The sequence below is a fragment of the Stutzerimonas sp. CXK-1 genome (assembly GCF_057738225.1).
This window is the reverse complement of record NZ_CM173217.1, coordinates 596,011-619,899: the sequence shown is the minus strand read 5'-3', so window position 1 is coordinate 619,899 and position 23,889 is coordinate 596,011. Positions and strand designations below refer to the sequence as shown.

The following is a 23,889-nucleotide window of genomic DNA, read 5'->3' as shown; positions in this document are numbered from 1 at the left end:
GAGGGCTCGTATGAGCTACGTGATCGATCGGCGCCTCAACGGCAAGAACAAGAGCATGGTCAACCGTCAGCGCTTCCTGCAGCGCTATCGGGGCCACATCAAGAAGGCGGTGGAAGAGGCCGTCAGCCGGCGTTCCATCACCGACATGGAGCATGGCGAACAGATCAGCATTCCCGGTCGCGACATCGACGAACCGGTGCTGCACCACGGCCGCGGTGGGCGGCAGACGATCGTCCATCCGGGCAACAAGGAGTTCGTCGCCGGCGAACGCATCCCGCGCCCGCAGGGCGGTGGCGGCGGCCAGGGTGCCGGGCAGGCGAGCAACAGCGGCGAAGGGATGGATGACTTCGTCTTCCAGATCACCCAGGAGGAATTCCTCGACTTCATGTTCGAGGACCTCGAGCTGCCCAACCTGGTCAAGCGTCACCTGACCGGCACCGACACCTTCAAGACGGTGCGCGCCGGCATCAGCAACGAGGGCAACCCCTCCCGGATCAACATCGTGCGCACCTTGCGCTCGGCGCATGCGCGGCGCATTGCGCTGTCGGGCTCCAGCCGCGCCAAGCTACGCCAGGCGCGCGCCGAACTCGAGCGCCTCAAGCTCGAAGAGCCGGACAACCTCGGCGACATCAAGGCCTGCGAGGAAGAAATCCTGCGGCTGCGTGCGCGCATCGAACGGGTGCCGTTCCTCGACACCTTCGACCTCAAGTACAACCTACTGGTCAAGCATCCCAACCCCAGCTCCAAGGCGGTGATGTTCTGCCTGATGGACGTGTCGGGCTCGATGACCCAGGCGACGAAAGACGTCGCCAAGCGCTTCTTCATCCTCCTCTACCTGTTCCTCAAGCGGAACTACGACAAGATCGATGTGGTGTTCATCCGCCACCACACCAGCGCCAAGGAAGTGGATGAAGAGGAGTTCTTCTATTCGCGCGAGACCGGCGGGACCATCGTCTCCAGCGCGCTGAAAATGATGCAGGAAATCATGGCCGAGCGTTATCCGGCTGCGGAGTGGAACATCTACGGCGCGCAGGCTTCGGACGGCGACAACTGGAACGACGACTCGCCGCTGTGCCGGGACATCCTGATCAACCAGATCATGCCCTTCGTGCAGTATTTCACCTACGTCGAGATCACCCCGCGCGAGCATCAGGCGCTCTGGTACGAATACAACCAGGTGTGCGAAGCCTTCCCCGAGGCTTTCGCCCAGCAGCAGCTGATCAGTGCCGCGGACATCTACCCGGTGTTCCGCGAGCTGTTCCAACGGCGCGTCGGCGCCGGAAGAGGTGCAGCATGAAGAGACAACCCATCTCCACCGGCTCGGAATGGACCTTCGACCTGATCAGAACCTACGACCGTGAGATCGGCCGCCTCGCCGAGCGCTACGCCCTGGACACCTACCCGAACCAGATCGAGGTCATCACGGCCGAGCAGATGATGGATGCCTATGCCTCGGTCGGCATGCCCATCGGCTATCACCATTGGTCGTACGGCAAGCACTTTCTCTCCACCGAGAAAGGCTATCGTCGCGGACAGATGGGCCTGGCCTATGAAATCGTGATCAATTCCGATCCCTGCATCGCCTACCTGATGGAGGAAAACACCATCTGCATGCAGGCGCTGGTGATCGCCCACGCCTGCTATGGCCACAACAGCTTCTTCAAGGGCAACTACCTGTTCCGCACCTGGACCGACGCCAGCTCGATCATCGACTACCTGGTGTTCGCCAAGCAGTACATCACCCAGTGCGAAGAGCGTCATGGCATCAATGCCGTCGAGGATCTGCTCGATTCCTGCCATGCGCTGATGAACTACGGCGTCGACCGCTACAAGCGCCCCTACCCGATCTCAGCCGAAGAAGAGCGCCGCCGCCAGGCCGAACGCGAAGAGCATCTGCAACGGCAGATCAACGACCTGTGGCGCACCATTCCACGCCTCGGCGACAAGGACGAGGAACAGGAAGCCGGCCAGCGCTTCCCGGCCGAACCGCAGGAGAACATCCTTTATTTCATCGAGAAACACGCGCCGCTGCTCGAACCCTGGCAACGCGAGATCGTGCGCATCGTGCGCAAGATCGCCCAGTACTTCTATCCGCAGCGCCAGACCCAGGTGATGAACGAAGGCTGGGCCACGTTCTGGCACTACACGCTGATGAACGACCTGTACGACGAAGGCCTGGTGACCGACGGCTTCATGATGGAGTTCCTGCAGTCACACACCAGCGTCATCTACCAGCCCGGCTTCGACAGCCCCTATTACAGCGGCATCAACCCCTACACCCTGGGCTTCGCGATGTATCAGGACATCCGCCGCATCTGCGAGAACCCCACCGAGGAGGACCGCCGCTGGTTCCCCGACATCGCCGGCAGCGACTGGCTGACCACCGTCAAGTTCGCCATGCAGAACTTCAAGGACGAGAGCTTCATCCTGCAGTTCCTCTCGCCAAAGGTGATCCGCGATCTGAAGCTGTTCAGCGTGCTCGACGATGACCGCAAGGACGAACTGCTGATTCCGGCGATTCACGACGAAAGCGGCTATCACACGATTCGCGAACTGCTCGCGGCACAGTACAACCTTGGCAACCGCGAGCCGAACGTGCAGGTCTGGAACGTCAATAGAAGAGGTGATCGCTCGCTGACGCTGCGTCACCAGCAACACGACCGCAAGCCGCTCGGCGATTCGACCAGCGACGTGCTCAAGCATCTGCATCGGCTTTGGGGCTTCGACGTTCACCTGCAATCGATGCAGGGCGAGCAGGTGGTCAACACCCAACACATGCCCCCGCGCAACAGCGAGGCGGAAGCCGAGCCACGCTTTCCCGGAATGAACTTCGCCTGAGCCGTGTCGCTCGGCACGGTGCGCCCTTCCGGGGGCGCCGCGCGCCGGTCGGTCGGGTACGCCGCCTGCCGTATGGCGGCGCTATGCCTTATCCTCCGTGCCAACGGAGGTATTCATGCAGATCTACAAAGTCGGTGGTGCGGTACGCGACCGCCTGCTCGGAAGACCCGTCAGCGAGATCGACTGGGTGGTCGTCGGCGCGACGGCCGAACAAATGGAAGCCTTGGGCTTTCGCCCGGTCGGCGCAGATTTCCCGGTGTTCCTGCACCCGCAAACCGGCGACGAATACGCGCTGGCCCGCACCGAGCGCAAGAGCGGCCGCGGTTACGGGGGCTTCACCTTCTTTGCCAGCCCGTATGTCACGTTGGAACAGGACCTGCTGCGCCGCGACCTGACAATCAATGCCATGGCCGAGGACGAACACGGCCAGCTCCATGACCCCTATGGCGGGCAACGGGACCTGGCAGATCGCTTGCTGCGCCATGTCTCGCCGGCCTTCGCCGAAGATCCGCTCCGGGTCCTGCGTGTCGCACGTTTCGCCGCGCGCTACGCCGACCTCGGTTTTCATATCGCCAGCGAAACGCTGGAACTGATGCGCCAGCTGTCCCGCTCCGGCGAATTGCAGGCGCTGACGCCCGAGCGCAGCTGGAAGGAAATCTCCCGCGCCCTGATGGAGCCGCGACCGGACGTGTTCCTACAGGTGTTGCGCGACTGCGGCGCACTGGCCGAGCTCTATCCGGAACTGGACGCGCACCTGGCCCCTACGCCAGACGCCCTGCTGGCCGCGCTGCGCGAATGCGCCCGGCGCCAGCAGCCGCTGCCGGTGCGCTGGGCGGTGCTGCTTTCGCCACTGAGCATCGAGGACGGTCAGGGCGTCGAGCCGGTCCGGGCGATCAGCCAGCGCAGCAAGGTGCCCCGGGATTGCCAAGAGCTCGCCGAGCTGGTCGCCGGCTACCGCCACGCCGCTGCACGGGCGCTTGAGCTGTCGGCAAACCAGCTGCTCGACCTGCTGCAGCACTTCGACATCTACCGCCGCCCGGAGCGCTTCGAGCGCTTCCTCATCGCCAGCGAAATAGCCGGCGCCGCTGCACCCAGCAGCGGAGCAGCTTTCCACGCGCAGGCCGAGTATCTGAGGGGAGCGGCTGACGCGGCACGCCAGGTGACTGCAGCCCCTCTGGTCGAGCAAGGCTACCGGGGAGCCGAACTGGGCGAAGCGCTCAAACGCGAACGCGTGGCCGCTGTCGCACGATACGCCGCGTGCCGCTAGCGCTGTCTCAGCCAACGGCGGGGGGCTCGGAAAACGGTGAAGGTTGCAGCAGATACTCGGGGGTCAGCGCCATACCGTTCCAGCCGAAGGGCACCGGCCAGAGGCGCTGATCGATGGAGGCGCGGCGCCAGAGCTCGGCAAAGCTCAGCCCCGCTTCGGGGTGGATTCGCTCGGGCACCAGCAACGACAGCGGCCAGAGCACGAAGGCGTTGCGCAGCACTTCCGGCCTCGGCAGTCTCAGCCCATCGAACTCACCGACCAGATCGGCATAGAGCAACACGTCGATATCCAGCGGCAAACCCTTGCGATCCGGCGCATAGCGACCATTGTCCGCCTCGATGAACTTCAGCCTTCGATCCAGTTCGATCAGCGGCAGGTCCGTGCACCCGGCCACCACCAGATTGTAGAAATTGTCACCGCGGTAGCCTACCGCAAGGCTTTCGAAGACCGGCGAGCAATGCATGTCGCTCAGCAGTGCCGCCAGCGCGTCGAGTCCGGCATGCAGATGCCTTTCGCGCTCGCTGTTGCTGCCGAGGCCGAGCAGAACGGGAGTCAACGGCATCCGCGTTCGATCTCCACGCCCAACGCGCGTGCGCGCGCATTGACTCCCGGCTTGGTCACGCGCAGGCGCAGCCAGGGAATGCCGAACTCGGTCATCAGCTGCGCCGCCAGTTGCTCGGCGAAGGTTTCCACCAATTCGAAACGCACAGCACCGGCGAAACGATCGATGGCCTGGCCGACCTTGGCATAGTCCAGCGCCTTGTCCAGTTCGTCCTTCTCCGCAGCGGGACGAATGTCCCAGCCCAGGGTCAGATCCAGACGCAGGCTCTGGCGGATGCCGCGCTCCCAGTCATAGGCACCGATCACGGTGTCCACTTCCAGGCCTTCGATAAACACTGTATCCAAACCGTCTCTCCCGCGGCACGACAAGCCGAGGCCGCACCGTTAGACTCAGGAGCTCCCTGCCCCGGATGATTTCCATGTTCTGGCTGCTGACACTGTTCGCTTACCTGCTCGGTTCGCTGTCATTCGCCATTGTGCTCAGCCAGCTGTCGGGCATGCCAGACCCGCGGGCCGGTGGATCGGGTAACCCGGGCGCCACCAACATGCTGCGCCTGGCGGGACGCCGCCTGGCCATCGGCACCCTGCTCGGCGACCTGCTCAAAGGCTTGCTGCCTGTCACGCTCGCCGCCTGGCTTGGCTATGACGCTCAGCAGCAGGCCTGGATCGGTCTGGCAGCCGTGCTTGGCCATCTCTATCCAATTTACTTTCGTTTCCAGGGCGGCAAGGGCGTTGCCACTGCGGCCGGTGTACTGCTCGGCCTCTACGCCCCGGCCGCGGCGCTCGCGGCGGCCGCCTGGCTCACCGTGTTTCGCCTGACGCGCACCAGCTCCCTCGCCGCGCTGATTGCCTTGCCGCTTTGCCTGCCTCTGCTGGCCTGGCGACAACCTGGATCGCTGTTGCCGATGAGCGTGCTCGCACTGCTGATCGTCTGGCGACATCGCAGCAACCTGCAGGCTCTGCTGGCGGGACGGGAACGGCATTTCTGATGGCGCCGCTCAAATAGCCGGCAGCGCCTCCATCGGCCAGCGTGCCTGCACGCCGATCTGCGGCCCGTCGTGCTGCCCGGCCAGCAAGCGCTGGCAGCCTGCGTAGGCAATCATGGCGCCATTGTCCGTGCAGAACCGTGGCCGCGCATAAAAGACCTGCCCTTTCATCTCGGCCAGCATGGCTTGCAGCGCCTCGCGCAGCGCGCGGTTGGCACTGACCCCGCCGGCGATCACCAGCGATTTCAGGCCGGTCTGCTTCAACGCGCGGCGGCACTTGATCGTGAGCGTTTCGACCACCGCCTGCTGGAATGCGAGGGCGATGTCGCTGCGGGTCTGCTCGCTGTCGTCACCGGCCGCCCGACGCTGTTGGAATGTATTGAGGGTAAAGGTCTTCAACCCGCTGAAGCTGAAATCGAGCCCTGGCCGATCGGTCATCGGCCGCGGAAACACGAAACGCCCCGGCACGCCGTGCTCGGCCAGCCGGGCGATTTCCGGCCCGCCGGGATACGGCAGGCCCATCAGCTTGGCGGTCTTGTCGAAGGCCTCGCCGGCAGCATCATCCACCGACTCACCGAGCAGCTCGTAGCGACCGATGCCATCGACGCGCACCAGCTGGGTATGCCCGCCGGAAACCAGCAATGCGACGAACGGAAACGCCGGCGGCTGCTCCTCGAGCATCGGTGCCAGCAGATGCCCTTCCATATGATGCACACCAACCGCCGGTATGCCCCAGGCGAACGCCAACGCCTGCGCGCAGGAGGCCCCGACCAGCAGCGCGCCGACCAGTCCTGGGCCGGCGGTATAGGCGATCGCATCGATCTGCGCAGCATCACGCTCGGCATCGGCAAGCACCTGGCGAATCAGCGGCAGCATGCGCTTGACGTGATCGCGCGAGGCGAGCTCGGGCACTACGCCGCCATAGACGCGATGCAGGTCGATCTGGCTGAATAGCGCGTCGGCCAACAGGCCCTGCTCGCTGTCGTAGAGCGCGACGCCAGTCTCGTCGCAGGAAGTTTCCAGCCCCAGCACCAGCATGGGTTCGAACCGTCCGAGGGAAGCGAATGAAGCCGTGCATATTAATCGCCGGGGTCGGCCACCGGCCAGCGCTTTTCGATCAGGGGCTTTGCATTCCTCCAGCCGAGGCGTTAACATCCGCAACCCTTAAAACCAGCGTGCTTGCGAGTCATTTGCCGAAGCGCGTTGCCACCGGTAATCAAGTGAAGGTAAGTCCTGGATGCCCGCTGTCAAAGTTAAAGAGAATGAACCCTTCGACGTAGCACTGCGTCGCTTCAAGCGCTCCTGCGAAAAGGCCGGCGTTCTGGCCGAAGTCCGTTCCCGCGAGTTCTACGAGAAGCCGACTGCCGAGCGCAAGCGCAAGGCTGCTGCCGCAGTCAAGCGTCACGCCAAGAAAGTGCAGCGCGAGCAGCGCCGTAGCGTCCGCCTGTACTGATCCGGTACCGCTGACGTCGCCTAAAGCCCGGCCCTGGCCGGGCTTTGCGTTTGCATGCAGACTCCGCTTCGCCAATCGGCGAAAGGCCGGAGTTTTTTCGTTTCCGGTCCCATGCACTGCGAACTAACCTGATACCCCTATGGCCGGACTGATCCCGCAATCCTTCATCGATGACCTGCTCAACCGCTCCGATATCGTCGAAGTGGTGGGCTCGCGCATCCAGCTGAAGAAGGCCGGCAAAAACTACACCGCACGCTGCCCCTTCCATAACGAGAAGACCCCCTCCTTCAGCGTCAGCCCGGACAAGCAGTTCTATTACTGCTTCGGCTGTGGCGCCGGCGGCAACGCCCTCGGCTTCATCATGGACCACGATCATCTGGACTTCCCCCAGGCGGTCGAGGAGCTCGCCCGGCGCGCCGGACTCGAAGTTCCACGCGAGGACAGTGGACGCGGGCACAAACCGCGGCAACCGGTCGACTCCCCCCTCTATCCGCTGCTCGCCGCCGCTGCCGACTTCTACCGCCAGGCACTGAAGAGTCATCCGGCCCGCAAGGCCGCGGTCGACTACCTGAAGGGGCGCGGACTTTCCGGCGTCATCGCCCGCGACTTCGGCCTGGGCTTCGCGCCGCCCGGCTGGGACAACCTGCTGAAACACTTGGGCGGCGATGCGCTGCAGCAAAAGGCGCTGATCGACGCCGGGCTGCTGATCGAAAACGCCGAATCCGGCAAGCGCTACGACCGTTTCCGCGACCGCGTGATGTTCCCGATCCGCGACAGCCGTGGCCGGGTGATCGCCTTCGGCGGCCGCGTGCTAGGCGATGACAAGCCCAAGTACCTGAATTCGCCGGAAACCCCGGTCTTTCACAAAGGCCAGGAACTCTATGGCCTGTACGAAGCCCGCCAGGCCAACCGCGATCTCGACGAAATCATCGTCGTCGAAGGCTATATGGACGTCATCGCCCTGGCCCAGCAAGGCTTGCGCAATGCCGTCGCGACGCTGGGCACGGCCACCAGCGAGGAGCACCTCAAGCGCCTGTTCCGACTGGTGCCGAGCGTACTGTTCTGCTTCGATGGCGATAGCGCCGGACGCAAGGCGGCGTGGCGCGCCCTCGAGGCGACCCTGCCGAACCTGCAGGATGGGCGGCGCGCGCGCTTTCTGTTTCTCCCCGAAGGCGAAGACCCTGACAGCCTGGTTCGCGCCGAAGGCACCGACGCCTTCCAGGCACGGATCAACCAGCAGGCCCAGCCGCTGGCGGACTATTTCTTCCAGCAACTGAGCGAGGAGGCCGACCCGCGCTCACTGGAAGGCAAGGCGCACCTGGCTACGCTGGCCGCACCGCTGATCGAAAAGGTCCCAGGGGCGAACCTGCGGGCCCTGATGCGCCAGCGCCTGGCCGAACTCACCGGGCTCAACGGCGAAGCGCTGCACCAGCTTGCAGCCACCCCCTCACCCGCCAGCACCCCGCCCGGCGACGACTACGGGTATTACGACGCAATATCCGTCGATTACGAGCCCCCCAGCTACGAGCCGGCTCCCCCACCCGCAGGCAAGGGCAGCAAACGCCCCTGGAAGAACGATTGGAAGAAAAGCGGCCAGCGCCAGGATTTCACGCCGCGAGCACCGCGCACGCCAGCAACCGTCGAGCCGCCAGCCCTGACCACGCTTCGCACCCTGCTACACCATCCGGAGCTCGCACAGAAGGTCGAAGATGCCAGTCATTTCGCTGCCGAAGACGACACTTACACCCAGCTACTCATCGCCTTGATCGGTACGCTGCAGAAAAATCCCCGCCTGCGCAGCCTGCAGCTGATCGCGCGCTGGCACGGAACCGACCAAGGGCGTCTTTTACGCGCATTGGCGGAGAAAGAATGGCTGATATCGGCCGATAACCTTGAACAACAGTTTTTCGACACCATCTCAAGCCTTGCCGCCAGACAACGCGAGCGCAGCCTCGAGCAGTTGCTGCGCAAGGCTCGCCAGGGTGCCCTGAGCGCAGAGGAAAAAGATCACCTGCGCGCACTGTTGAATCGCAACGCAGCACCTGCAGCACCGACCTCAACTGGCGCGTGAGGTCCTAGCTCGGCTATAATGCTCAGCTTGTTTTCAGCCCGCCAGAACCTTCAGTGGATAGGGTTATATGTCCGGAAAAGCGCAACAGCAGTCCCGCCTCAAAGAGTTGATCCAGCGTGGCCGTGAGCAGGGTTACCTGACTTACGCCGAGGTCAACGACCACCTGCCGGAGGATATTTCCGATCCGGAACAGGTGGAAGACATCATTCGCATGATCAACGACATGGGCATCAACGTATTCGAGACCGCTCCGGATGCCGATGCCCTGTTGTTGGCCGAAGCCGATACCGATGAAGCGGCCGCCGAAGAGGCTGCCGCAGCGCTCGCTGCGGTCGAGACCGACATCGGCCGCACCACCGACCCGGTGCGCATGTACATGCGCGAAATGGGTACCGTCGAGCTGCTGACCCGCGAAGGCGAAATCGAGATCGCCAAACGCATCGAGGAAGGCATCCGCGAGGTGATGAGCGCGATCGCTCACTTCCCCGGCACCGTGGACGGAATCCTGGCCGATTACGACCGCGTCGTCAGCGAGGGCGGCCGTCTGTCCGACATCCTCAGTGGCTACATCGATCCTGATGACGACGGCGCCGCCGCCCCTCAGGAAGTCGAGCCGGTCGCGCCCCAGGTTGCCTCCAAGGCCGCCGCGGACGACAAGGACGACGACGAGGAGGACGAAGAGTCGAGCGACAGCGACGAGGAAGAAGGCGACGGCGGTCCGGACCCCGAAGTTGCCCGCATCCGCTTCGGCGCAGTGGCCGAACAGCTGGCCAAAGCCCAGAAGGCCCTGAAGAAGTTTGGCCGCGGCAGCCAGCAGGCCACCGATGAACTGGAGGCACTGGCCATCCTGTTCATGCCGATCAAGCTCGTGCCCAAGCAGTACGACGCACTGGTCGAGCGTGTGCGCGACGCGCTGGCGCGCATCCGCGCCCAGGAGCGCGCCATCATGCAGCTCTGCGTTCGGGATGCCCGCATGCCGCGCGCCGACTTCCTCCGCGAGTTCCCCAACAACGAGACCAACCTCGGCTGGGCCGAGGCCATCGCCAGCGGCAAGAGCAAGTACGCCGAAGCGATTGCCGCGCGCAAGGACGACATTCGCGCCTGCCAGCAGAAGCTGGTGGACCTAGAGCAGGAAACCGGCCTCAGCGTTGCCGACGTCAAGGACATCAACCGCCGCATGTCCATCGGTGAGGCCAAAGCCCGCCGAGCGAAGAAAGAGATGGTCGAGGCCAACCTGCGCCTGGTGATCTCGATCGCCAAGAAGTACACCAACCGCGGCCTGCAGTTCCTCGACCTGATCCAGGAAGGCAATATCGGCCTGATGAAGGCGGTGGACAAGTTCGAATACCGCCGCGGCTATAAGTTCTCGACCTACGCCACCTGGTGGATTCGCCAGGCCATCACTCGCTCGATCGCCGACCAGGCGCGCACCATCCGCATCCCGGTGCATATGATCGAGACGATCAACAAGCTCAACCGCATCTCCCGCCAGATGCTGCAGGAGATGGGCCGCGAGCCGACGCCGGAAGAGCTGGGCGAGCGCATGGAGATGCCCGAGGACAAGATCCGCAAGGTGCTGAAGATCGCCAAGGAACCGATCTCCATGGAGACGCCGATTGGCGACGACGAAGACTCGCATCTCGGCGACTTCATCGAGGACAGCACCATGCAGTCCCCGATCGACGTAGCCACCGTGGAAAGCCTCAAGGAAGCCACCCGCGAGGTACTCGCCGGGCTGACCGCACGCGAAGCCAAGGTGCTGCGCATGCGCTTCGGCATCGACATGAATACCGACCACACCCTCGAGGAAGTCGGCAAGCAGTTCGATGTAACGCGCGAGCGGATTCGCCAAATCGAAGCCAAGGCGCTGCGCAAGCTGCGTCACCCGACGCGAAGCGAGCACTTGCGCTCGTTCCTCGACGAGTGACTGCCAAACCCCGGTTCGCCGGGGTTTTTTATGCCCGCAATCGAGCTTGGTTGGCGCTGAACTATCACCCCGGTATAATCCGCCCTCCTACTGAGGGCCTATAGCTCAGTTGGTTAGAGCAGAGGACTCATAATCCTTTGGTCCACGGTTCGAGTCCGTGTGGGCCCACCAACTCCAAGGCCGCGCAATGCGCGGCTTTTTCTTGCGCATTTGCCGGCAATTTCCGCGCGCGTCAGGTGCGCCGTGCTTCGTTGCGCTGGGTCATTGACCCAGGCAAGGCTTCGCCGCATCCTCCGGAACTTTCCGGCCAACAACAAGGACATGCCGCAATGAAACTGGAGACCCTGGCGATTCATGCGGGCTACAGCCCGGACCCGACAACCAAGGCCGTGGCGGTGCCGATCTACCAGACCACATCCTATGCGTTCGACGATACCCAGCATGGCGCCGACCTCTTCGATCTGAAGGTGCCTGGCAACATCTATACGCGCATCATGAATCCCACCACCGACGTGCTCGAACAGCGTGTCGTTGCATTGGAAGGCGGTATCGCCGCGCTGGCGGTGGCTTCGGGCATGGCGGCGATCACCTATGCGATCCAGACCATCGCTGAAGCGGGCGATAACATCGTTTCGGTGGCCAAGCTCTATGGCGGCACCTACAACCTTTTCGCCCACACCCTGCCGCGTCAGGGCATCGAGGTGCGCTTCGCCGCCCACGACGACATCGCCGCGCTGGAAGCGCTGATCGACGACAAGACCAAGGCGGTCTTCTGCGAGTCCATCGGCAACCCGGCCGGCAATATCATCGATCTCAAGGCGCTGGCTGACGCCGCGCACCGTCACGGCGTTCCGCTGATCGTCGACAACACGGTGGCGACGCCCATCCTCTGCCGACCGTTCGAACACGACGCCGACATCGTCGTCCATTCGCTGACCAAGTACATGGGCGGCCACGGCACCAGCATTGGCGGCATCGTCGTCGACTCCGGCAAATTCCCTTGGGCGCAGCACAAGGAGCGCTTCGCGCTGCTCAACACGCCGGACGTGTCCTATCACGGCGTGACCTATACCGAAGCCTTCGGTCTGGCCGCTTTCATCGGCCGCTGCCGCGTGGTACCGCTACGCAACATGGGCGCAGCGATCTCGCCGTTCAACTCGTTCCTGATCCTGCAGGGCCTGGAGACCCTCGCCCTGCGCATGGAGCGCCACTGCGAGAATGCACGCAAGGTGGCCGAGTTCCTTCAGGCCCACCCCCAGGTCGCCTGGGTGAAGTACGCCGGCCTCAGCGATCATCCCGAGCATGCGCTGGCGCAGCGCTACATGGGCGGCAAGCCGGCGTCGATCCTCTGCTTTGGCATCGCCGGCGGCCTGGAGGCCGGCGCGCGCTTCATCGACGCCCTCAAGCTGATCGTTCGCCTGGTCAATATCGGCGACGCCAAGTCGCTGGCCTGCCACCCGGCGAGCACCACCCATCGTCAACTCAATGCTCAGGAACTTGCCCGCGCGGGCGTGTCCCAGGACCTGATCCGCCTTTCCATCGGCATCGAACACATCGATGACATCCTTGCGGACCTGGCACAGGCACTGGACGCCGCCAAGGGCTGACCTCCTCTCGCCCACCCGGCTTGATATTCGCAGGCGAGGCTCCACATTAATCGGCATACCGCCATGGAGCCTCGCCATGACCGACTCACTGATCGTCCCCTGTGCGCATTGCGCCAGTCTCAACCGTATCCCCGCTGCTCGGCTCAGCGACGCGCCACATTGCGGACGCTGCAAAGCCGATCTGCTCTCTGCGCAACCCTTCGAATTGCAGGCGGGCCAGTTCGCCAACCAGATCAAGGGCGACCTGCCGTTGCTGGTGGACGTCTGGGCCAGTTGGTGCGGGCCTTGCCGCAGCTTCGCTCCGGTATTCGCCCAGGCCGCGTCCCAACTTCAAGGCCGCTGCCGGCTGGCGAAGCTGGACAGCGAAGCCAACCGACAGCTGTCGACTCAGCTGGGCATCCGCTCTATTCCAAGCCTGATTCTGTTCCGGGACGGCCGCGAGGTAGCCCGGCAAAGCGGTGCCATGCCGCTGCCACAACTGCTCAGCTGGTTGAAGCAGCAAGGCGTTGGATAGCACCGATCGATGCCATTTAGCCATCACAACATGCTAGGCTGCGCCCGCGCCGAAGAGCGCTTGGATCTGTCAGCGAGAAGGAGCTGTTGTGAAGCTGTCCCATCTGTTTGTCATCGGAGCGATCGTGGCTTCGACCGGTTGCGCGAGCGGCCTTAATTCCTACCAGAAATCCGAACTGCGCCATTTCGAGGCTGCCGGGCTTGCCGTCGAGGAAAAGAACCCCGCCGTGGGGACCGCGCTCGGCCTGCTGCCCGGTGGCGGCTCCTTCTATGGCCGCGAGTATGGCCTGGGCGTCGTCAATCTGCTGTTCTGGCCGCTCTCGATTCTGTGGGATCCGGTTAGCGGCCACAGCGCCGCCGAGACCATCAACTATCACGCGACCAAACAGCACGTGAGTACGCTGGAAAATCGGGAGCTCGATGCACTCGAGGATCGGTTGACGCGCAACGAGATCGACATGACGCAGTACAGCATCCAGAAGCGCCGGGTCGAAACGAAGTATCGCTACAACTAGGCCCTCTCCCGCAGCCGGGCTCTTCGGCTGCGGAACAACCCTCTCGGGACGCCTGTCCACTGAACACGTCGCAGCTACCAGGAGCCCGCACATGTTCGGCAAGAGCACGCACAAATTCGAAGTGAACTACATCTACCAGAACGATCCGCGCGCCGAGATCATCGAGTCCGACGAGCAGAGCCTATCCAGCGCGCATGCGGCTGAACACCTGATCCGCCTGCACAATGCCGATGCCGAGAACCGCCTGGTGATGCCCGATGCCGACGCGGGGGAGCAGGAGCTGTTGCGGCAGGCTGAAGTGCTCGGTATCACCGACATCCGAGTGACAAAGGTTGTTCATGAGCATGAGCCCGGAACCACACCGGGCCACTATCAGCAGCCCTGAGCCTCGATCCTCAATAGAAGTACCAGCGTAGCTGCAGCTGCACCTCGGTCGCTGCGGCCTCGGCAAAAACCCGCTCGAGACCAAGGCGCAACCCCACATCGCGACTCAGCTCGAACTGCTGAGCCAGCCCGAGCCGGCGGCGCACCTCGCCATGATGGAAATAGTCGCCTCGCGCCTCCAACAGCAGGTTGCCCATCCGATTGCGCCACAGCAGCCCGCTGTCGAATCCGACAGCGGGGCTGAGCCATGCCGCTGCGTCGGGATTGTGTTCGATCCGCACCGTCGCCAGGGCAAAACCGAGCAGCGCTTCATTCAACTCCCAAGTGAAGCCACCGCCACCATTGATATGCCCTACCAGACGCTCGTCCGCCTGCTCCGTGGCTACCCGCTCGAGGCCGGCGGCCACCTGCCACGACCATGGTTTGAGCAGCGGTGACATCGGCGTCAGCGAGCGGATGCCGGCCAGATCCAGCCGCCGCAGCTGCAATCGACCGCCTTCGTACTGACGAAGCTGTAGCTGTGCAATCTCGATCTGCGCACCGAGCGGAAAGCCCTCGAGGTTGTCCAGCAGATCGTGATAAGCCATCCGAAGGCCGTAGTCGGCGAAGGCACGGCCATCCCGACTGCCGACGCCAGCCAGCAGCGTTCTCGATTCATGCCCCTGCTCGGGCAGTGCCGGCTGCTCGATCTGCAATCGAGGAGGCGGGTTGCGATTGATCGCCTGGAGTAATCGATAGCTGTGAGCGGCATTGCGCGGGTCTCGCTCCTGCCCTGCCGCGTGATAGCGCAGCAGGCGATAGGCCGCATCCTGAATCAGCGCGCGCCGCTCAGCGGCCAGTTTCAGATAGTCCGGCTCGTCGACGACGCTCGGGCTGTCGGCAAGACGGGAAACCCATGCGAGCTCCTGCGCTTGCAGCGGTGCACTGCGCGTCAGGAGTTCGCGCTCACGCGATGGCCGGTAATCGATGCGCTCCACCAGGCCGGCATCCTTGACCGCACGTACGGAGTCGGCGGGAATCGCGGTCAGGGGAAACTGCTCGGTAAGCTCCAGACCTGGCCGGGCGATCTCCAGCAGCTCCAGCAGCCGATAGGAGCAATTTTCATCAAAGAAGAAGTAGTCGAACTGGATCTGCTTGAGTTCCCAGACGTGCTCGAGCATCCGCCCGGTTTCTTCGGGCGTGAGATTCAGCCGGTACTCCCAGAGGTCGCGGTTTTCCAAACGACTGTATTCGCCGATCTTTTCGCGATAGGGCAGCAGTGAGAACAGCCCGGGGTAGCCGCCCATCAGGCCTTTCCAGGCGTAGAGAATGCTGTTGTCCATGCCCTCGATGAAGGCACCGAAATTCAACGCATAACTGAGCAGCGGGCTGCCTTGCGTATCGATGTCGACCTGATCGATGCGCAGCAGCGTATGGCCGAACATCGACGAAGGGCTGTTGAGATAGGCCGCCGGAAACACCAGCACACTGCTGTGAGGGGCAATGTCGGCATACCACTCATTGAACTCGGCACAGGAGACGGCAGGAAGATCATCCAGTGCCAGCTGCTCGCGCAGCCAGCGGGTACGCGCCGGATAGACGCACTGCGGATGCCGGTCGCCCAGGCTGGACGGAGCATAGAGGCCGGCCAGGGTAGCCGTCAGCTCTGCGGCTGGGTTCCACGCGCCGTCCTCGGCCAGAAAGAAGGCGTCATCGTCGACGTAGCTGCGCCAGCCAGCCAGCTTGCCGCGTTCGTAATGGCCAAGCGAGAGCCAGTAGGGATCGCTTGCCAGCCGCTGCAACCGATCAGCCGGAACGGGGGCAGCCGCCTGCACGAGGGCGCTCGCGCAGCAGCACGTCAGCAGGAACAGTGTTCGAAACATGCCTGGCCAAGAGATAGCCTGAGAGAAACGTGCCCGCTGAGCGGGCACGATGAGGAGACCCGTGTCAGACCTGCTCGGCGTAGTGAGCCAGGCGGGCGTCCTGCTTCAGTACGGCCAGGGTCGCCGCGTGGACCTGCTCGGCAGTCACATCAGCAGAGCTGAAGATCTGCTCGAAATGAGCATGGGTGACGGCAGCGAAGTGCGCACGATCCTCGGGTTTGACACCGAGCACCACCGCATAGGTGGTCAGGGCTTCGCCCTCGCCCTTGGCCATATCCTCCGACAGCTCGGTCATGATGCTGCTCAGCACCAGCATTGGCTTGCCGTTGTAGGTCAGCGTGCCATCGGTAGAGCAACCGTTGGTGCCCGACGTCATGCCGAAGGTGGCATTGCCGGAAGTGCCGTTGGTGATCGACGCCACCAGGTGGGAAGGCAGGCCGCGCTGGCCTTCGAACAGCATGTTGCCCCAACCGCAGCCGGGGCCGCCGGGCGCTTCGGCGAAGGCGCCGGCCGATACAGTGCAGAGCAGGGACGCTAGCAGAATCCGTTTCATGTTCGTTCTCTTATCCAGTGAAATGGCCGACGCCCTTGCCGGCCGCGCCGTAGCTTTCGGCATATCCCGCGGGGCTGTCAAGGCGAACCCGTGCGCCGCGGCGCATTGCGTCAACAAAAGCCCGGCCGGCAACCACTGAAAGCGCAAACGCCCCGCTCGAGCGGGGCGTTGACGTTACGGCGACCGGATCAGACCTGGTGGTACGGCAGTGACAGCTCGTGCACAGCCTCGATGAACGCGCCGGCATGCGCCGGATCGACCTCTGGCGTGATGCCATGACCAAGATTGAAGACGTGGCCGTTGCCGTGGCCGAAGCTGGCGAGAATTCGGCCGACCTCGGCGCGAATCGCTTCCGGCTTGGCGTAGAGCACGCTCGGGTCCATGTTGCCCTGCAGAGCGACCTTGGCACCTACACGAGCACGGGCACTGCCAATGTCGCAGGTCCAGTCCAGACCCAGCGCCTCGGCACCGCTGTCGGCCATGGATTCGAGCCACAGCCCGCCGCCCTTGGTGAACAGGATCACCGGCACCCGGCGTCCATCATGCTCGCGGATCAGCCCGTCAACGATCTTGCGCATGTAGGCCAGCGAAAATTCCTGGTATGCCGCCGCCGACAGGCTGCCACCCCAGGAATCGAAGATCTGTACCGCCTGGGCGCCGGCGCGGATCTGGCCGTTGAGGTAGCTGGTGACGGACTGCGCCAGCTTGTCGAGCAGCGCATGCATCGCTGCCGGATCGCTATAGAGCATCGCCTTGGACTTGCGGAAGTCCTTGGAGGAGCCGCCCTCGACCATATAGGTCGCCAGCGTCCAGGGACTGCCGGAGAACCCGATCAGCGGCACACGGCCATTCAGTTCACGGCGAATGGTGCGCACCGCCTCCATGACGTAACCCAGATCCTGCTCGGGGTCGGGGATCGGTAGTGCTTCGATGTCGGCTGCAGTGCTGACCACTTTCTTGAAACGCGGGCCTTCGCCTGTCTCGAAGTAGAGCCCCAGGCCCATGGCGTCAGGAACCGTGAGGATGTCCGAGAAGAGGATCGCCGCATCGAGCGGATAGCGATCCAGCGGCTGCAGCGTCACTTCACAGGCCAGCTCCGGATTCATGCACAGGCTCATGAAGTCGCCTGCCTTGGCGCGGCTGGCACGATATTCCGGCAGGTAGCGGCCAGCCTGGCGCATCATCCATACCGGGGTGACGTCGACGGGCTGCTTGAGCAGGGCACGAAGGAAACGGTCGTTCTTCAAGGCAGTCATGTAGGGGTTCCCGCGAAAAATTGCCGTGCATTGTCGCAAAGCGGATAGCAAAAGGCACGGCGAACGCCGTGCCCTTTCAATCGGCTTGATTCAGGTCAGGCCGATGCGCTGAGGTTCAGACGCCGAGGTAGTCAAGAATTCCTTCGGCAGCCTGACGCCCCTCGAAGATCGCGGTGACGACCAGGTCGGAACCGCGCACCATGTCGCCGCCGGCGAAGATCTTCGGATTGCTGGTCTGGTGCTTGAACTCACCGAGCTCCGGCGCGATCACGCGACCCTGATTGTCCAGCTGGATACCGATATCCTCGAACCACGGGGCCGGGCTGGGACGGAAACCAAAGGCGATCACCACGGCATCGGCCGGTAGCACTTCCTCGGAACCCGGGATCGGCTCGGGGCTGCGACGACCACGGGCATCAGGCTCACCGAGGCGCGTCTCGACGACCTTGACGCCTTCGACCTTGTCCTCGCCGATGATGGCGATCGGCTGACGATTGAAGAGGAACTTGACGCCCTCTTCCTTCGCATTCTTCACCTCACGGCGCGAGCCGGGCATGTTCTTGGCGTCACGGCGGTAGGCGCAGGTAACGCTCTTGGCGCCCTGGCGGATCGAGGTGCGGTTGCAGTCCATCGCTGTATCACCGCCACCCAGCACCACGACCCTCTTGCCCTTCATGTCGATGAAGTCTTCGGCCGATTTCTCGAAACCAAGGTTGCGGTTGACGTTGGAGATGAGGAAGTCCAGCGCGTCGTACACACCGGGCAGGTCCTCACCCGGGAAGCCGCCTTTCATGTAGGTGTAGGTGCCCATGCCCATGAACACCGCGTCGTATTCGGCGAGCAGCTGGTCCATGGAGATATCTTTACCCACCTCGGTATTGAGGCGGAATTCGATGCCCATGCCAGTGAAGATCTCGCGACGACGGCTGAGAACGGTCTTCTCAAGCTTGAACTCCGGAATACCGAAGGTCAGCAGGCCGCCGATTTCCGGGTTCCGATCGAACACCACGGGGGTGACACCATTACGCGCCAGCACATCGGCGCAACCGAGACCGGCAGGACCGGCGCCGATGACCGCCACACGCTTGCCGGTCGGCTTGACCTTGGACATGTCCGGTCGCCAGCCCATGGCGAAGGCCGTGTCGGTGATGTACTTCTCGACAGAGCCGATGGTCACCGCGCCGAAACCGTCGTTCAGCGTGCAGGCGCCCTCGCACAGGCGATCCTGCGGGCAGACCCGGCCACAGACTTCCGGCAGCGTGTTGGTCTGGTGACACAGTTCGGCAGCCGCGAGGATGTTGCCCTCGGAAACCAGCTTCAGCCAGTTCGGGATGTAGTTGTGAACTGGGCACTTCCACTCGCAGTACGGGTTGCCGCAACCGAGGCAGCGGTGCGCCTGTTCGCAAGCCTGCTCCGGCTTGAAGGGTTCGTAGATCTCGACGAATTCCTTCTTGCGCTGGCGCAGCAGCTTCTTCTTCGGATCCTTGCGCCCGACCTCGATGAACTGGAAGTCGTTGTTTAGACGTTCAGTCATTTGAAACCTCATCAGCTAGCTTGAGCCGGCGCGCCTGGCCCGCAGAGGCGGGCCAGGCGTCACTGGCATGCAGCACTACGCTCAAATTCTTATTGCGGGTTGGCTCGGGTGCTGGAAAGCAGCGACGCCAGATTCGCGGCCTTTGGCTTGACCAGCCAGAAGCGGCGCAGGTAATCGTCGAGATTCTCCAGGATCTGAGCGCCCCAGGCGCTGCCCGTCTCGTTGACATACTCACGCAGTACCGACTGCAGATGGCTGCGGTGCGCTTCCATCGTCTCGCCGGTAATGCGGTGCAGGTTCACCAGCTCGTTGTTCACCCGATCGATGAAGCTGTTGTCCATGTCCAGCACATAGGCGAAGCCGCCTGTCATGCCGGAGCCGAAGTTGGAGCCCGTCTTGCCCAGAACACAGACGAAGCCGCCCGTCATGTACTCGCAGCAATGATCGCCAGTGCCCTCGACGACGGCATGCGCCCCCGAGTTGCGCACCGCGAAGCGCTCACCGGCGGTGCCCGCCGCGAACAGCTTGCCCCCGGTTGCACCATACAGACAGGTGTTGCCGATGATGGCCGACTCCTGAGAGGCGTAACCGGCTTCGCGCGGCGGAGTGACCACCAGCTTGCCTCCGGTCATGCCCTTGCCCACGTAGTCGTTGGCATCGCCCTCGAGGTACAGATGCAGACCGCCGGCGTTCCATACACCGAAGCTCTGTCCGGCGGTACCCTTGAAGCGGAAGGTCAGTGGCGCATCCTTCATGCCCTGGTTGCCGTGCAGGCGTGCGATTTCGCCCGACACGCGCGCGCCGATCGAGCGATCACAGTTGCAAATCGACAGCTCGTACTCGCCGCCCGCCTTCTGTTCGATGGCCGACTTGGCCAGTCGCACCATTTCCTCGGCCAGCAGGCCCTGGTCGAATGGCGGGTTGCGGTCGACTTCGCAGGTCTGTGGCTTGTCGGCCAGCTCGCTGCCGCCGAGCAGCGGCGAGAGGTCGAGTGCCTTCTGCTTGTCGGTCTCGCCAGGCAATACATCGAGCAGGTCGGTACGACCGATCAGCTCTCCGAGACTGCGCACACCGAGACGAGCCAGCCACTCGCGGGTTTCCTCGGCAACAAAGGTGAAGAAGTTCACCACCATGTCGACGGTCCCGATGAAGTGGTCCTTGCGCAGTTGTTCGTTCTGCGTCGCGATGCCGGTCGCACAGTTGTTCAGGTGGCAGATGCGCAGGTACTTGCAGCCCAGTGCGATCATTGGCGCCGTACCGAAGCCAAAGCTTTCGGCGCCGAGGATCGCCGCCTTGATCACGTCCAGGCCGGTTTTCAGACCGCCATCGGTCTGCACCCGGACCTTGCCGCGCAGATCGTTGCCACGCAGGGTCTGATGGGTCTCTGCGAGCCCCAGCTCCCATGGCGAGCCGGCATAACGAATCGATGTCAGCGGCGAGGCGCCGGTGCCGCCATCGTAGCCGGAAATGGTGATCAGATCGGCATAGGCCTTGGCCACGCCGGCCGCGATGGTGCCCACGCCCGGCTCGGCAACCAGCTTGACCGAGACAAGCGCCTGCGGGTTGACCTGCTTGAGGTCATAGATCAGCTGCGCAAGGTCTTCGATCGAATAGATATCGTGATGCGGCGGCGGCGAGATCAGCGTGACGCCCGGCACCGCATAACGCAGGCGTGCGATCAGGCCGTTGACCTTGCCGCCCGGCAACTGGCCGCCCTCGCCAGGCTTGGCACCCTGGGCAACCTTGATCTGCAGTACTTCGGCATTGACCAGATACTCCGGCGTGACGCCGAAGCGACCGGTGGCGACCTGCTTGATCTTGGAGCTGCGCTCGGTACGGTAGCGGGCCGGGTCTTCCCCACCCTCACCTGAGTTGGAACGCGCGCCGATCCGGTTCATCGCCGCAGCGATCGCCTCATGCGCCTCTGGCGAGAGGGCTCCGAGGGAGATGCCGGCAGAGTCGAAGCGCTTGAGGATCTGCTCCAGCGGCTCGACTTCCTCGAGCGCCAGCGGCTGGGCCGCCTCCTTGACCTTCAGCAGGTCGCGGATCATCGATACCGGCCGCTGGTCGACCAGTGCGGTGTATTCCTTGAAGCGCGAATAGTCGCCGCTCTGCACCGCCGCCTGTAGCGCACCGACCACATCGGGGTTGTAGGCGTGATACTCGCCGCCATAGACGAACTTGAGCAGACCACCCTGCTGGATCGGCCGACGAGCGTTCCAGGCCTCGGTCGCCAGCGCCTTCTGCTCGGCTTCGAGATCGACGAAACGCGCGCCCTTGATCCGGCTGGCCACGCCGCGGAAGCTCAGATCGACCACCTCTTCGGCTAGGCCGACTGCCTCGAACAGCTGCGCACCGCGATAGGATGCGATCGTGGAGATACCCATCTTCGAGATGATTTTCAGCAGCCCCTTGGAGATGCCTTTGCGGTAATGCTTGAACACCTCGTAGAGATCGCCCAGCACTTCACCGGTACGGATCAGGTCGCCAAGCACCTCGTAGGCAAGGAACGGGTAGACCGCGGTCGCGCCGAAACCGATGAGCACGGCAAAGTGATGCGGATCGCGCGCCGTCGCGGTTTCCACCAGAATGTTGCAGTCACAGCGCAGGCCGGTCTCGACCAGCCGGTGGTGCACGGCACCCACGGCGAGCGAGGCATGCACCGGCAGCTTTCCGGGCACGATGTGCCGGTCGCTGAGCACCAGCAGCACCTTGCCGGCACGCACCGCCTCTTCGGCCTGGTCGGCGATATTGCGCACCGCGGCCTCGAGGCCGACGCTCTCGTCGTAGTTGAGATCGATCAGGTGGCGCTCGAAACCCGGCCGACCCAGCTCCATGATGCTCCGCCACTTGGCAGGCGAAATCACTGGAGTCGTCAGGATGGCGCGATTGGCGTGGTCAGCGGTTTCCTCGAAGACGTTGCGCTCGGCTCCCAGACAGGTTTCGAGCGACATCACGATGGCTTCGCGCAGCGGATCGATCGGAGGATTGGTGACCTGCGCGAACTGCTGACGGAAGTAATCGTAAGGCGAGCGAACCCGGCGCGAAAGCACAGCCATGGGCGTATCGTCGCCCATCGATCCGACCGCTTCCTGGCCCTGCTCGGCCAACGGGCGAAGCACCTGGTCACGCTCCTCGAAGGTGACCTGGAACATTTTCATGTACTGCTTGAGCTGGTCGGCGTCGTAGAACGCCGAGCCATGATCGTTATCGTCGAGCGTCGACTGGATGCGCAGCGCATTTTCACGCAGCCACTTCTTGTAAGGGTGGCGCGATTTCAGTCGATTATCGATGTCGGCAGTGTGCAGCACTTCGCCGGTCTCGGTATCCACGGCGAGAATCTGCCCAGGGCCTACCCGCCCCTTGGCGATGACATCTTCGGGCTTGTAGTCCCACACGCCCACTTCCGATGCGAGCGTAATGTAGCCGTTCTTCGTGGTGACCCAGCGAGCCGGACGAAGACCGTTACGATCGAGCAGACACACCGCATAGCGGCCGTCGGTCAACACCACGCCCGCCGGGCCATCCCACGGCTCCATGTGCATGGAGTTGTACTCGTAGAAGGCGCGCAGATCGGCGTCCATGGTTTCGACGTTCTGCCATGCCGGCGGAATAATCATGCGCACGCCGCGGAACAGATCCATTCCGCCGGTGACCAACAGCTCAAGCATGTTATCCATGCTCGAGGAGTCGGAACCGGTGCGATTGACCAGCGGTGACAGGCTCTCGAGGTCGGGCAACTGCTCGTTGGCGAACTTCAGGCGACGAGCCTGAGCCCAGTTGCGGTTGCCGGTGATGGTGTTGATCTCGCCGTTGTGCGCGAGGAAGCGGAACGGTTGAGCAAGCGGCCACTGCGGCATGGTATTGGTGGAGAAGCGCTGGTGGAACACGCAGATGGCGGTAGCCAGGCGCTCATCGCCAAGGTCGGGATAGAAGCTAGCCAGATCGGCTGGCATCATCAGGCCTTTGTAGATGATGTCCTTGGCCGAAAGGCTGCAGACGTAGAATTCTTTGTCGGCGACCAAGGCCACTTCGGCGCGGCGGCGCGCAAAGAACAGCTTGATGGCGAACTCGCGATCGGAGAGCTCCGGCGCTGCGACGAATACCTGCTCGATACGCGGCAGGCGCTCGAGGGCCAGCCGACCAAGCACGCTGGTGTCGACCGGAACTTCGCGCCAGCCGACAACGTCGAGCCCTTGAGCGACCAGCTCCTCACTCAGTCGCCCGCGTGCGCTGTCAGCTTTCGCTGCATCCTGACTGAGAAAGACCATGCCGACAGCGTACTGCTCGGGCATTTCGACATCGAAGCGCTCCCTGGCGACTGCGCGAAGGAAGGCATCGGGCTTCTGCATCAACAGACCGCAGCCGTCGCCGGTCTTGCCGTCGGCGTTGATCCCGCCCCGATGGGTCATGCAGGTCAACGATTCGATGGCGGTTTTTAGCAGGTGATGGCTTGCCTCGCCCTGCATGTGGGCAATCAGGCCGAAGCCGCAGTTATCCTTGAATTCTTCAGGACGAAACAGACCTGCTCTCATAGGCGCTCCACCAGCTAATACGTTGTA

At 63.3% G+C, this 23,889-nt stretch carries 19 protein-coding genes and 1 tRNA gene; 12 read left to right on the top strand and 8 right to left on the bottom strand.

Going from position 1 to position 23,889, the window contains the following annotated elements; translation table 11 throughout:
• The first annotated feature begins 10 nt into the window (after positions 1-10).
• From AC0KXH_RS02970 to AC0KXH_RS02960, 3 genes are all read left to right on the top strand, one after another.
• Positions 11-1,297 carry a YeaH/YhbH family protein gene (locus tag AC0KXH_RS02970; RefSeq protein ID WP_213150281.1) on the top strand — a complete coding sequence of 429 codons (1,287 nt, stop codon included), beginning with the start codon at positions 11-13 and terminating at the stop codon, positions 1,295-1,297.
• Positions 1,294-2,838 carry a SpoVR family protein gene (locus AC0KXH_RS02965; protein ID WP_043218376.1) on the top strand — a complete coding sequence of 515 codons (1,545 nt, stop codon included), beginning with the start codon at positions 1,294-1,296 and terminating at the stop codon, positions 2,836-2,838. The genes AC0KXH_RS02970 and AC0KXH_RS02965 overlap by 4 nt, the downstream gene beginning before the upstream one ends.
• 115 nt (positions 2,839-2,953) lie before the next feature.
• Positions 2,954-4,105 (top strand): multifunctional CCA addition/repair protein, encoded by a 1,152-nt coding sequence (locus tag AC0KXH_RS02960; RefSeq protein WP_488224128.1) that lies wholly within the window; start codon positions 2,954-2,956, stop codon positions 4,103-4,105.
• Between the two features lie 7 nt (positions 4,106-4,112).
• On the opposite strand, the gene folK is transcribed toward AC0KXH_RS02960, so the two are convergent.
• Together folK and folB are read right to left on the bottom strand one after the other, a co-directional pair.
• Positions 4,113-4,667 (bottom strand): 2-amino-4-hydroxy-6-hydroxymethyldihydropteridine diphosphokinase, encoded by a 555-nt coding sequence (folK, locus tag AC0KXH_RS02955; RefSeq protein ID WP_061337025.1) that lies wholly within the window; start codon positions 4,665-4,667, stop codon positions 4,113-4,115.
• On the bottom strand, positions 4,658-5,011 hold the full coding sequence (gene folB / locus AC0KXH_RS02950) for a dihydroneopterin aldolase (RefSeq protein WP_061337026.1): 354 nt from the start codon (positions 5,009-5,011) through the stop codon (positions 4,658-4,660). Before folB ends, folK begins: the two co-directional genes overlap by 10 nt.
• A 74-nt stretch (positions 5,012-5,085) precedes the next feature.
• Here folB and plsY point away from each other — a divergent pair, with 74 nt between their 5' ends.
• A complete protein-coding gene (gene plsY / locus AC0KXH_RS02945; protein WP_488224127.1) occupies positions 5,086-5,655 on the top strand; it encodes a glycerol-3-phosphate 1-O-acyltransferase PlsY in 570 nt (189 codons plus the stop codon).
• A gap of 9 nt (positions 5,656-5,664) precedes the next feature.
• Here plsY and tsaD read toward each other — a convergent pair whose 3' ends face one another.
• Positions 5,665-6,690, bottom strand: coding sequence for a tRNA (adenosine(37)-N6)-threonylcarbamoyltransferase complex transferase subunit TsaD (gene tsaD, locus AC0KXH_RS02940; protein WP_488224585.1), 1,026 nt, complete (start codon positions 6,688-6,690; stop codon positions 5,665-5,667).
• A gap of 199 nt (positions 6,691-6,889) precedes the next feature.
• On the opposite strand from tsaD, the gene rpsU reads away from it, so the two are divergent.
• From rpsU to AC0KXH_RS02900, 8 genes are all read left to right on the top strand, one after another.
• Positions 6,890-7,105: a 30S ribosomal protein S21 gene (gene rpsU / locus AC0KXH_RS02935; protein ID WP_003290642.1), complete on the top strand. Its 216-nt coding sequence runs from the start codon at positions 6,890-6,892 to the stop codon at positions 7,103-7,105.
• Positions 7,106-7,244: 139 nt separating this feature from the next.
• Complete coding sequence (gene dnaG / locus AC0KXH_RS02930) at positions 7,245-9,176, top strand: DNA primase (RefSeq protein ID WP_488224126.1); 1,932 nt, start codon at positions 7,245-7,247, stop codon at positions 9,174-9,176.
• A gap of 67 nt (positions 9,177-9,243) precedes the next feature.
• The gene (gene rpoD / locus AC0KXH_RS02925; protein WP_061337029.1) at positions 9,244-11,103 is read left to right on the top strand and encodes an RNA polymerase sigma factor RpoD; all 1,860 of its coding nucleotides are present in this window, start codon (positions 9,244-9,246) and stop codon (positions 11,101-11,103) included.
• Positions 11,104-11,197: 94 nt separating this feature from the next.
• A tRNA-Ile gene (locus AC0KXH_RS02920) sits at positions 11,198-11,274 on the top strand.
• A gap of 158 nt (positions 11,275-11,432) precedes the next feature.
• Positions 11,433-12,710, top strand: coding sequence for a bifunctional O-acetylhomoserine aminocarboxypropyltransferase/cysteine synthase (locus AC0KXH_RS02915; RefSeq protein ID WP_488224125.1), 1,278 nt, complete (start codon positions 11,433-11,435; stop codon positions 12,708-12,710).
• Between the two features lie 76 nt (positions 12,711-12,786).
• Positions 12,787-13,224 (top strand): thioredoxin TrxC, encoded by a 438-nt coding sequence (gene trxC / locus AC0KXH_RS02910; RefSeq protein ID WP_043218336.1) that lies wholly within the window; start codon positions 12,787-12,789, stop codon positions 13,222-13,224.
• Between the two features lie 94 nt (positions 13,225-13,318).
• On the top strand, positions 13,319-13,738 hold the full coding sequence (locus AC0KXH_RS02905; RefSeq protein WP_234458620.1) for a hypothetical protein: 420 nt from the start codon (positions 13,319-13,321) through the stop codon (positions 13,736-13,738).
• A 91-nt stretch (positions 13,739-13,829) separates the two neighbouring features.
• Positions 13,830-14,123: a hypothetical protein gene (locus AC0KXH_RS02900; protein WP_043218328.1), complete on the top strand. Its 294-nt coding sequence runs from the start codon at positions 13,830-13,832 to the stop codon at positions 14,121-14,123.
• 10 nt (positions 14,124-14,133) lie between these two features.
• Here the strand turns inward: AC0KXH_RS02900 and AC0KXH_RS02895 are convergent, their stop codons facing one another.
• The 5 genes from AC0KXH_RS02895 to gltB form a co-directional block, all read right to left on the bottom strand.
• A complete protein-coding gene (locus AC0KXH_RS02895) occupies positions 14,134-15,984 on the bottom strand; it encodes an Lnb N-terminal periplasmic domain-containing protein (RefSeq protein WP_488224124.1) in 1,851 nt (616 codons plus the stop codon).
• Between the two features lie 64 nt (positions 15,985-16,048).
• Complete coding sequence (locus AC0KXH_RS02890; RefSeq protein ID WP_061337032.1) at positions 16,049-16,537, bottom strand: DUF3015 domain-containing protein; 489 nt, start codon at positions 16,535-16,537, stop codon at positions 16,049-16,051.
• A gap of 188 nt (positions 16,538-16,725) precedes the next feature.
• The gene (gene hemE, locus AC0KXH_RS02885; RefSeq protein ID WP_312198932.1) at positions 16,726-17,793 is read right to left on the bottom strand and encodes a uroporphyrinogen decarboxylase; all 1,068 of its coding nucleotides are present in this window, start codon (positions 17,791-17,793) and stop codon (positions 16,726-16,728) included.
• Between the two features lie 115 nt (positions 17,794-17,908).
• Positions 17,909-19,327, bottom strand: coding sequence for an FAD-dependent oxidoreductase (locus AC0KXH_RS02880; protein ID WP_488224123.1), 1,419 nt, complete (start codon positions 19,325-19,327; stop codon positions 17,909-17,911).
• Positions 19,328-19,416: 89 nt separating this feature from the next.
• Positions 19,417-23,862 (bottom strand): glutamate synthase large subunit, encoded by a 4,446-nt coding sequence (gene gltB / locus AC0KXH_RS02875; protein ID WP_395764356.1) that lies wholly within the window; start codon positions 23,860-23,862, stop codon positions 19,417-19,419.
• Positions 23,863-23,889 lie beyond the last annotated feature (27 nt).

Excerpts from the sequence above, each read along its gene's own strand:
- AC0KXH_RS02970 (WP_213150281.1), top strand. The coding sequence starts at position 11 with ATGAGCTACGTGATCGATCGGCGCCTCAACGGCAAGAACAAGAGCATG.
- AC0KXH_RS02965 (WP_043218376.1), top strand. The coding sequence starts at position 1,294 with ATGAAGAGACAACCCATCTCCACCGGCTCGGAATGGACCTTCGACCTG.
- AC0KXH_RS02960 (WP_488224128.1), top strand. The coding sequence starts at position 2,954 with ATGCAGATCTACAAAGTCGGTGGTGCGGTACGCGACCGCCTGCTCGGA.
- folK (WP_061337025.1), bottom strand. The coding sequence starts at position 4,667 with ATGCCGTTGACTCCCGTTCTGCTCGGCCTCGGCAGCAACAGCGAGCGC.
- plsY (WP_488224127.1), top strand. The coding sequence starts at position 5,086 with ATGTTCTGGCTGCTGACACTGTTCGCTTACCTGCTCGGTTCGCTGTCA.
- tsaD (WP_488224585.1), bottom strand. The coding sequence starts at position 6,690 with ATGCTGGTGCTGGGGCTGGAAACTTCCTGCGACGAGACTGGCGTCGCG.
- rpsU (WP_003290642.1), top strand. The coding sequence starts at position 6,890 with ATGCCCGCTGTCAAAGTTAAAGAGAATGAACCCTTCGACGTAGCACTG.
- dnaG (WP_488224126.1), top strand. The coding sequence starts at position 7,245 with ATGGCCGGACTGATCCCGCAATCCTTCATCGATGACCTGCTCAACCGC.
- rpoD (WP_061337029.1), top strand. The coding sequence starts at position 9,244 with ATGTCCGGAAAAGCGCAACAGCAGTCCCGCCTCAAAGAGTTGATCCAG.
- AC0KXH_RS02915 (WP_488224125.1), top strand. The coding sequence starts at position 11,433 with ATGAAACTGGAGACCCTGGCGATTCATGCGGGCTACAGCCCGGACCCG.
- trxC (WP_043218336.1), top strand. The coding sequence starts at position 12,787 with ATGACCGACTCACTGATCGTCCCCTGTGCGCATTGCGCCAGTCTCAAC.
- AC0KXH_RS02900 (WP_043218328.1), top strand. The coding sequence starts at position 13,830 with ATGTTCGGCAAGAGCACGCACAAATTCGAAGTGAACTACATCTACCAG.
- AC0KXH_RS02895 (WP_488224124.1), bottom strand. The coding sequence starts at position 15,984 with ATGTTTCGAACACTGTTCCTGCTGACGTGCTGCTGCGCGAGCGCCCTC.
- AC0KXH_RS02890 (WP_061337032.1), bottom strand. The coding sequence starts at position 16,537 with ATGAAACGGATTCTGCTAGCGTCCCTGCTCTGCACTGTATCGGCCGGC.
- hemE (WP_312198932.1), bottom strand. The coding sequence starts at position 17,793 with ATGACTGCCTTGAAGAACGACCGTTTCCTTCGTGCCCTGCTCAAGCAG.
- AC0KXH_RS02880 (WP_488224123.1), bottom strand. The coding sequence starts at position 19,327 with ATGACTGAACGTCTAAACAACGACTTCCAGTTCATCGAGGTCGGGCGC.
- gltB (WP_395764356.1), bottom strand. The coding sequence starts at position 23,862 with ATGAGAGCAGGTCTGTTTCGTCCTGAAGAATTCAAGGATAACTGCGGC.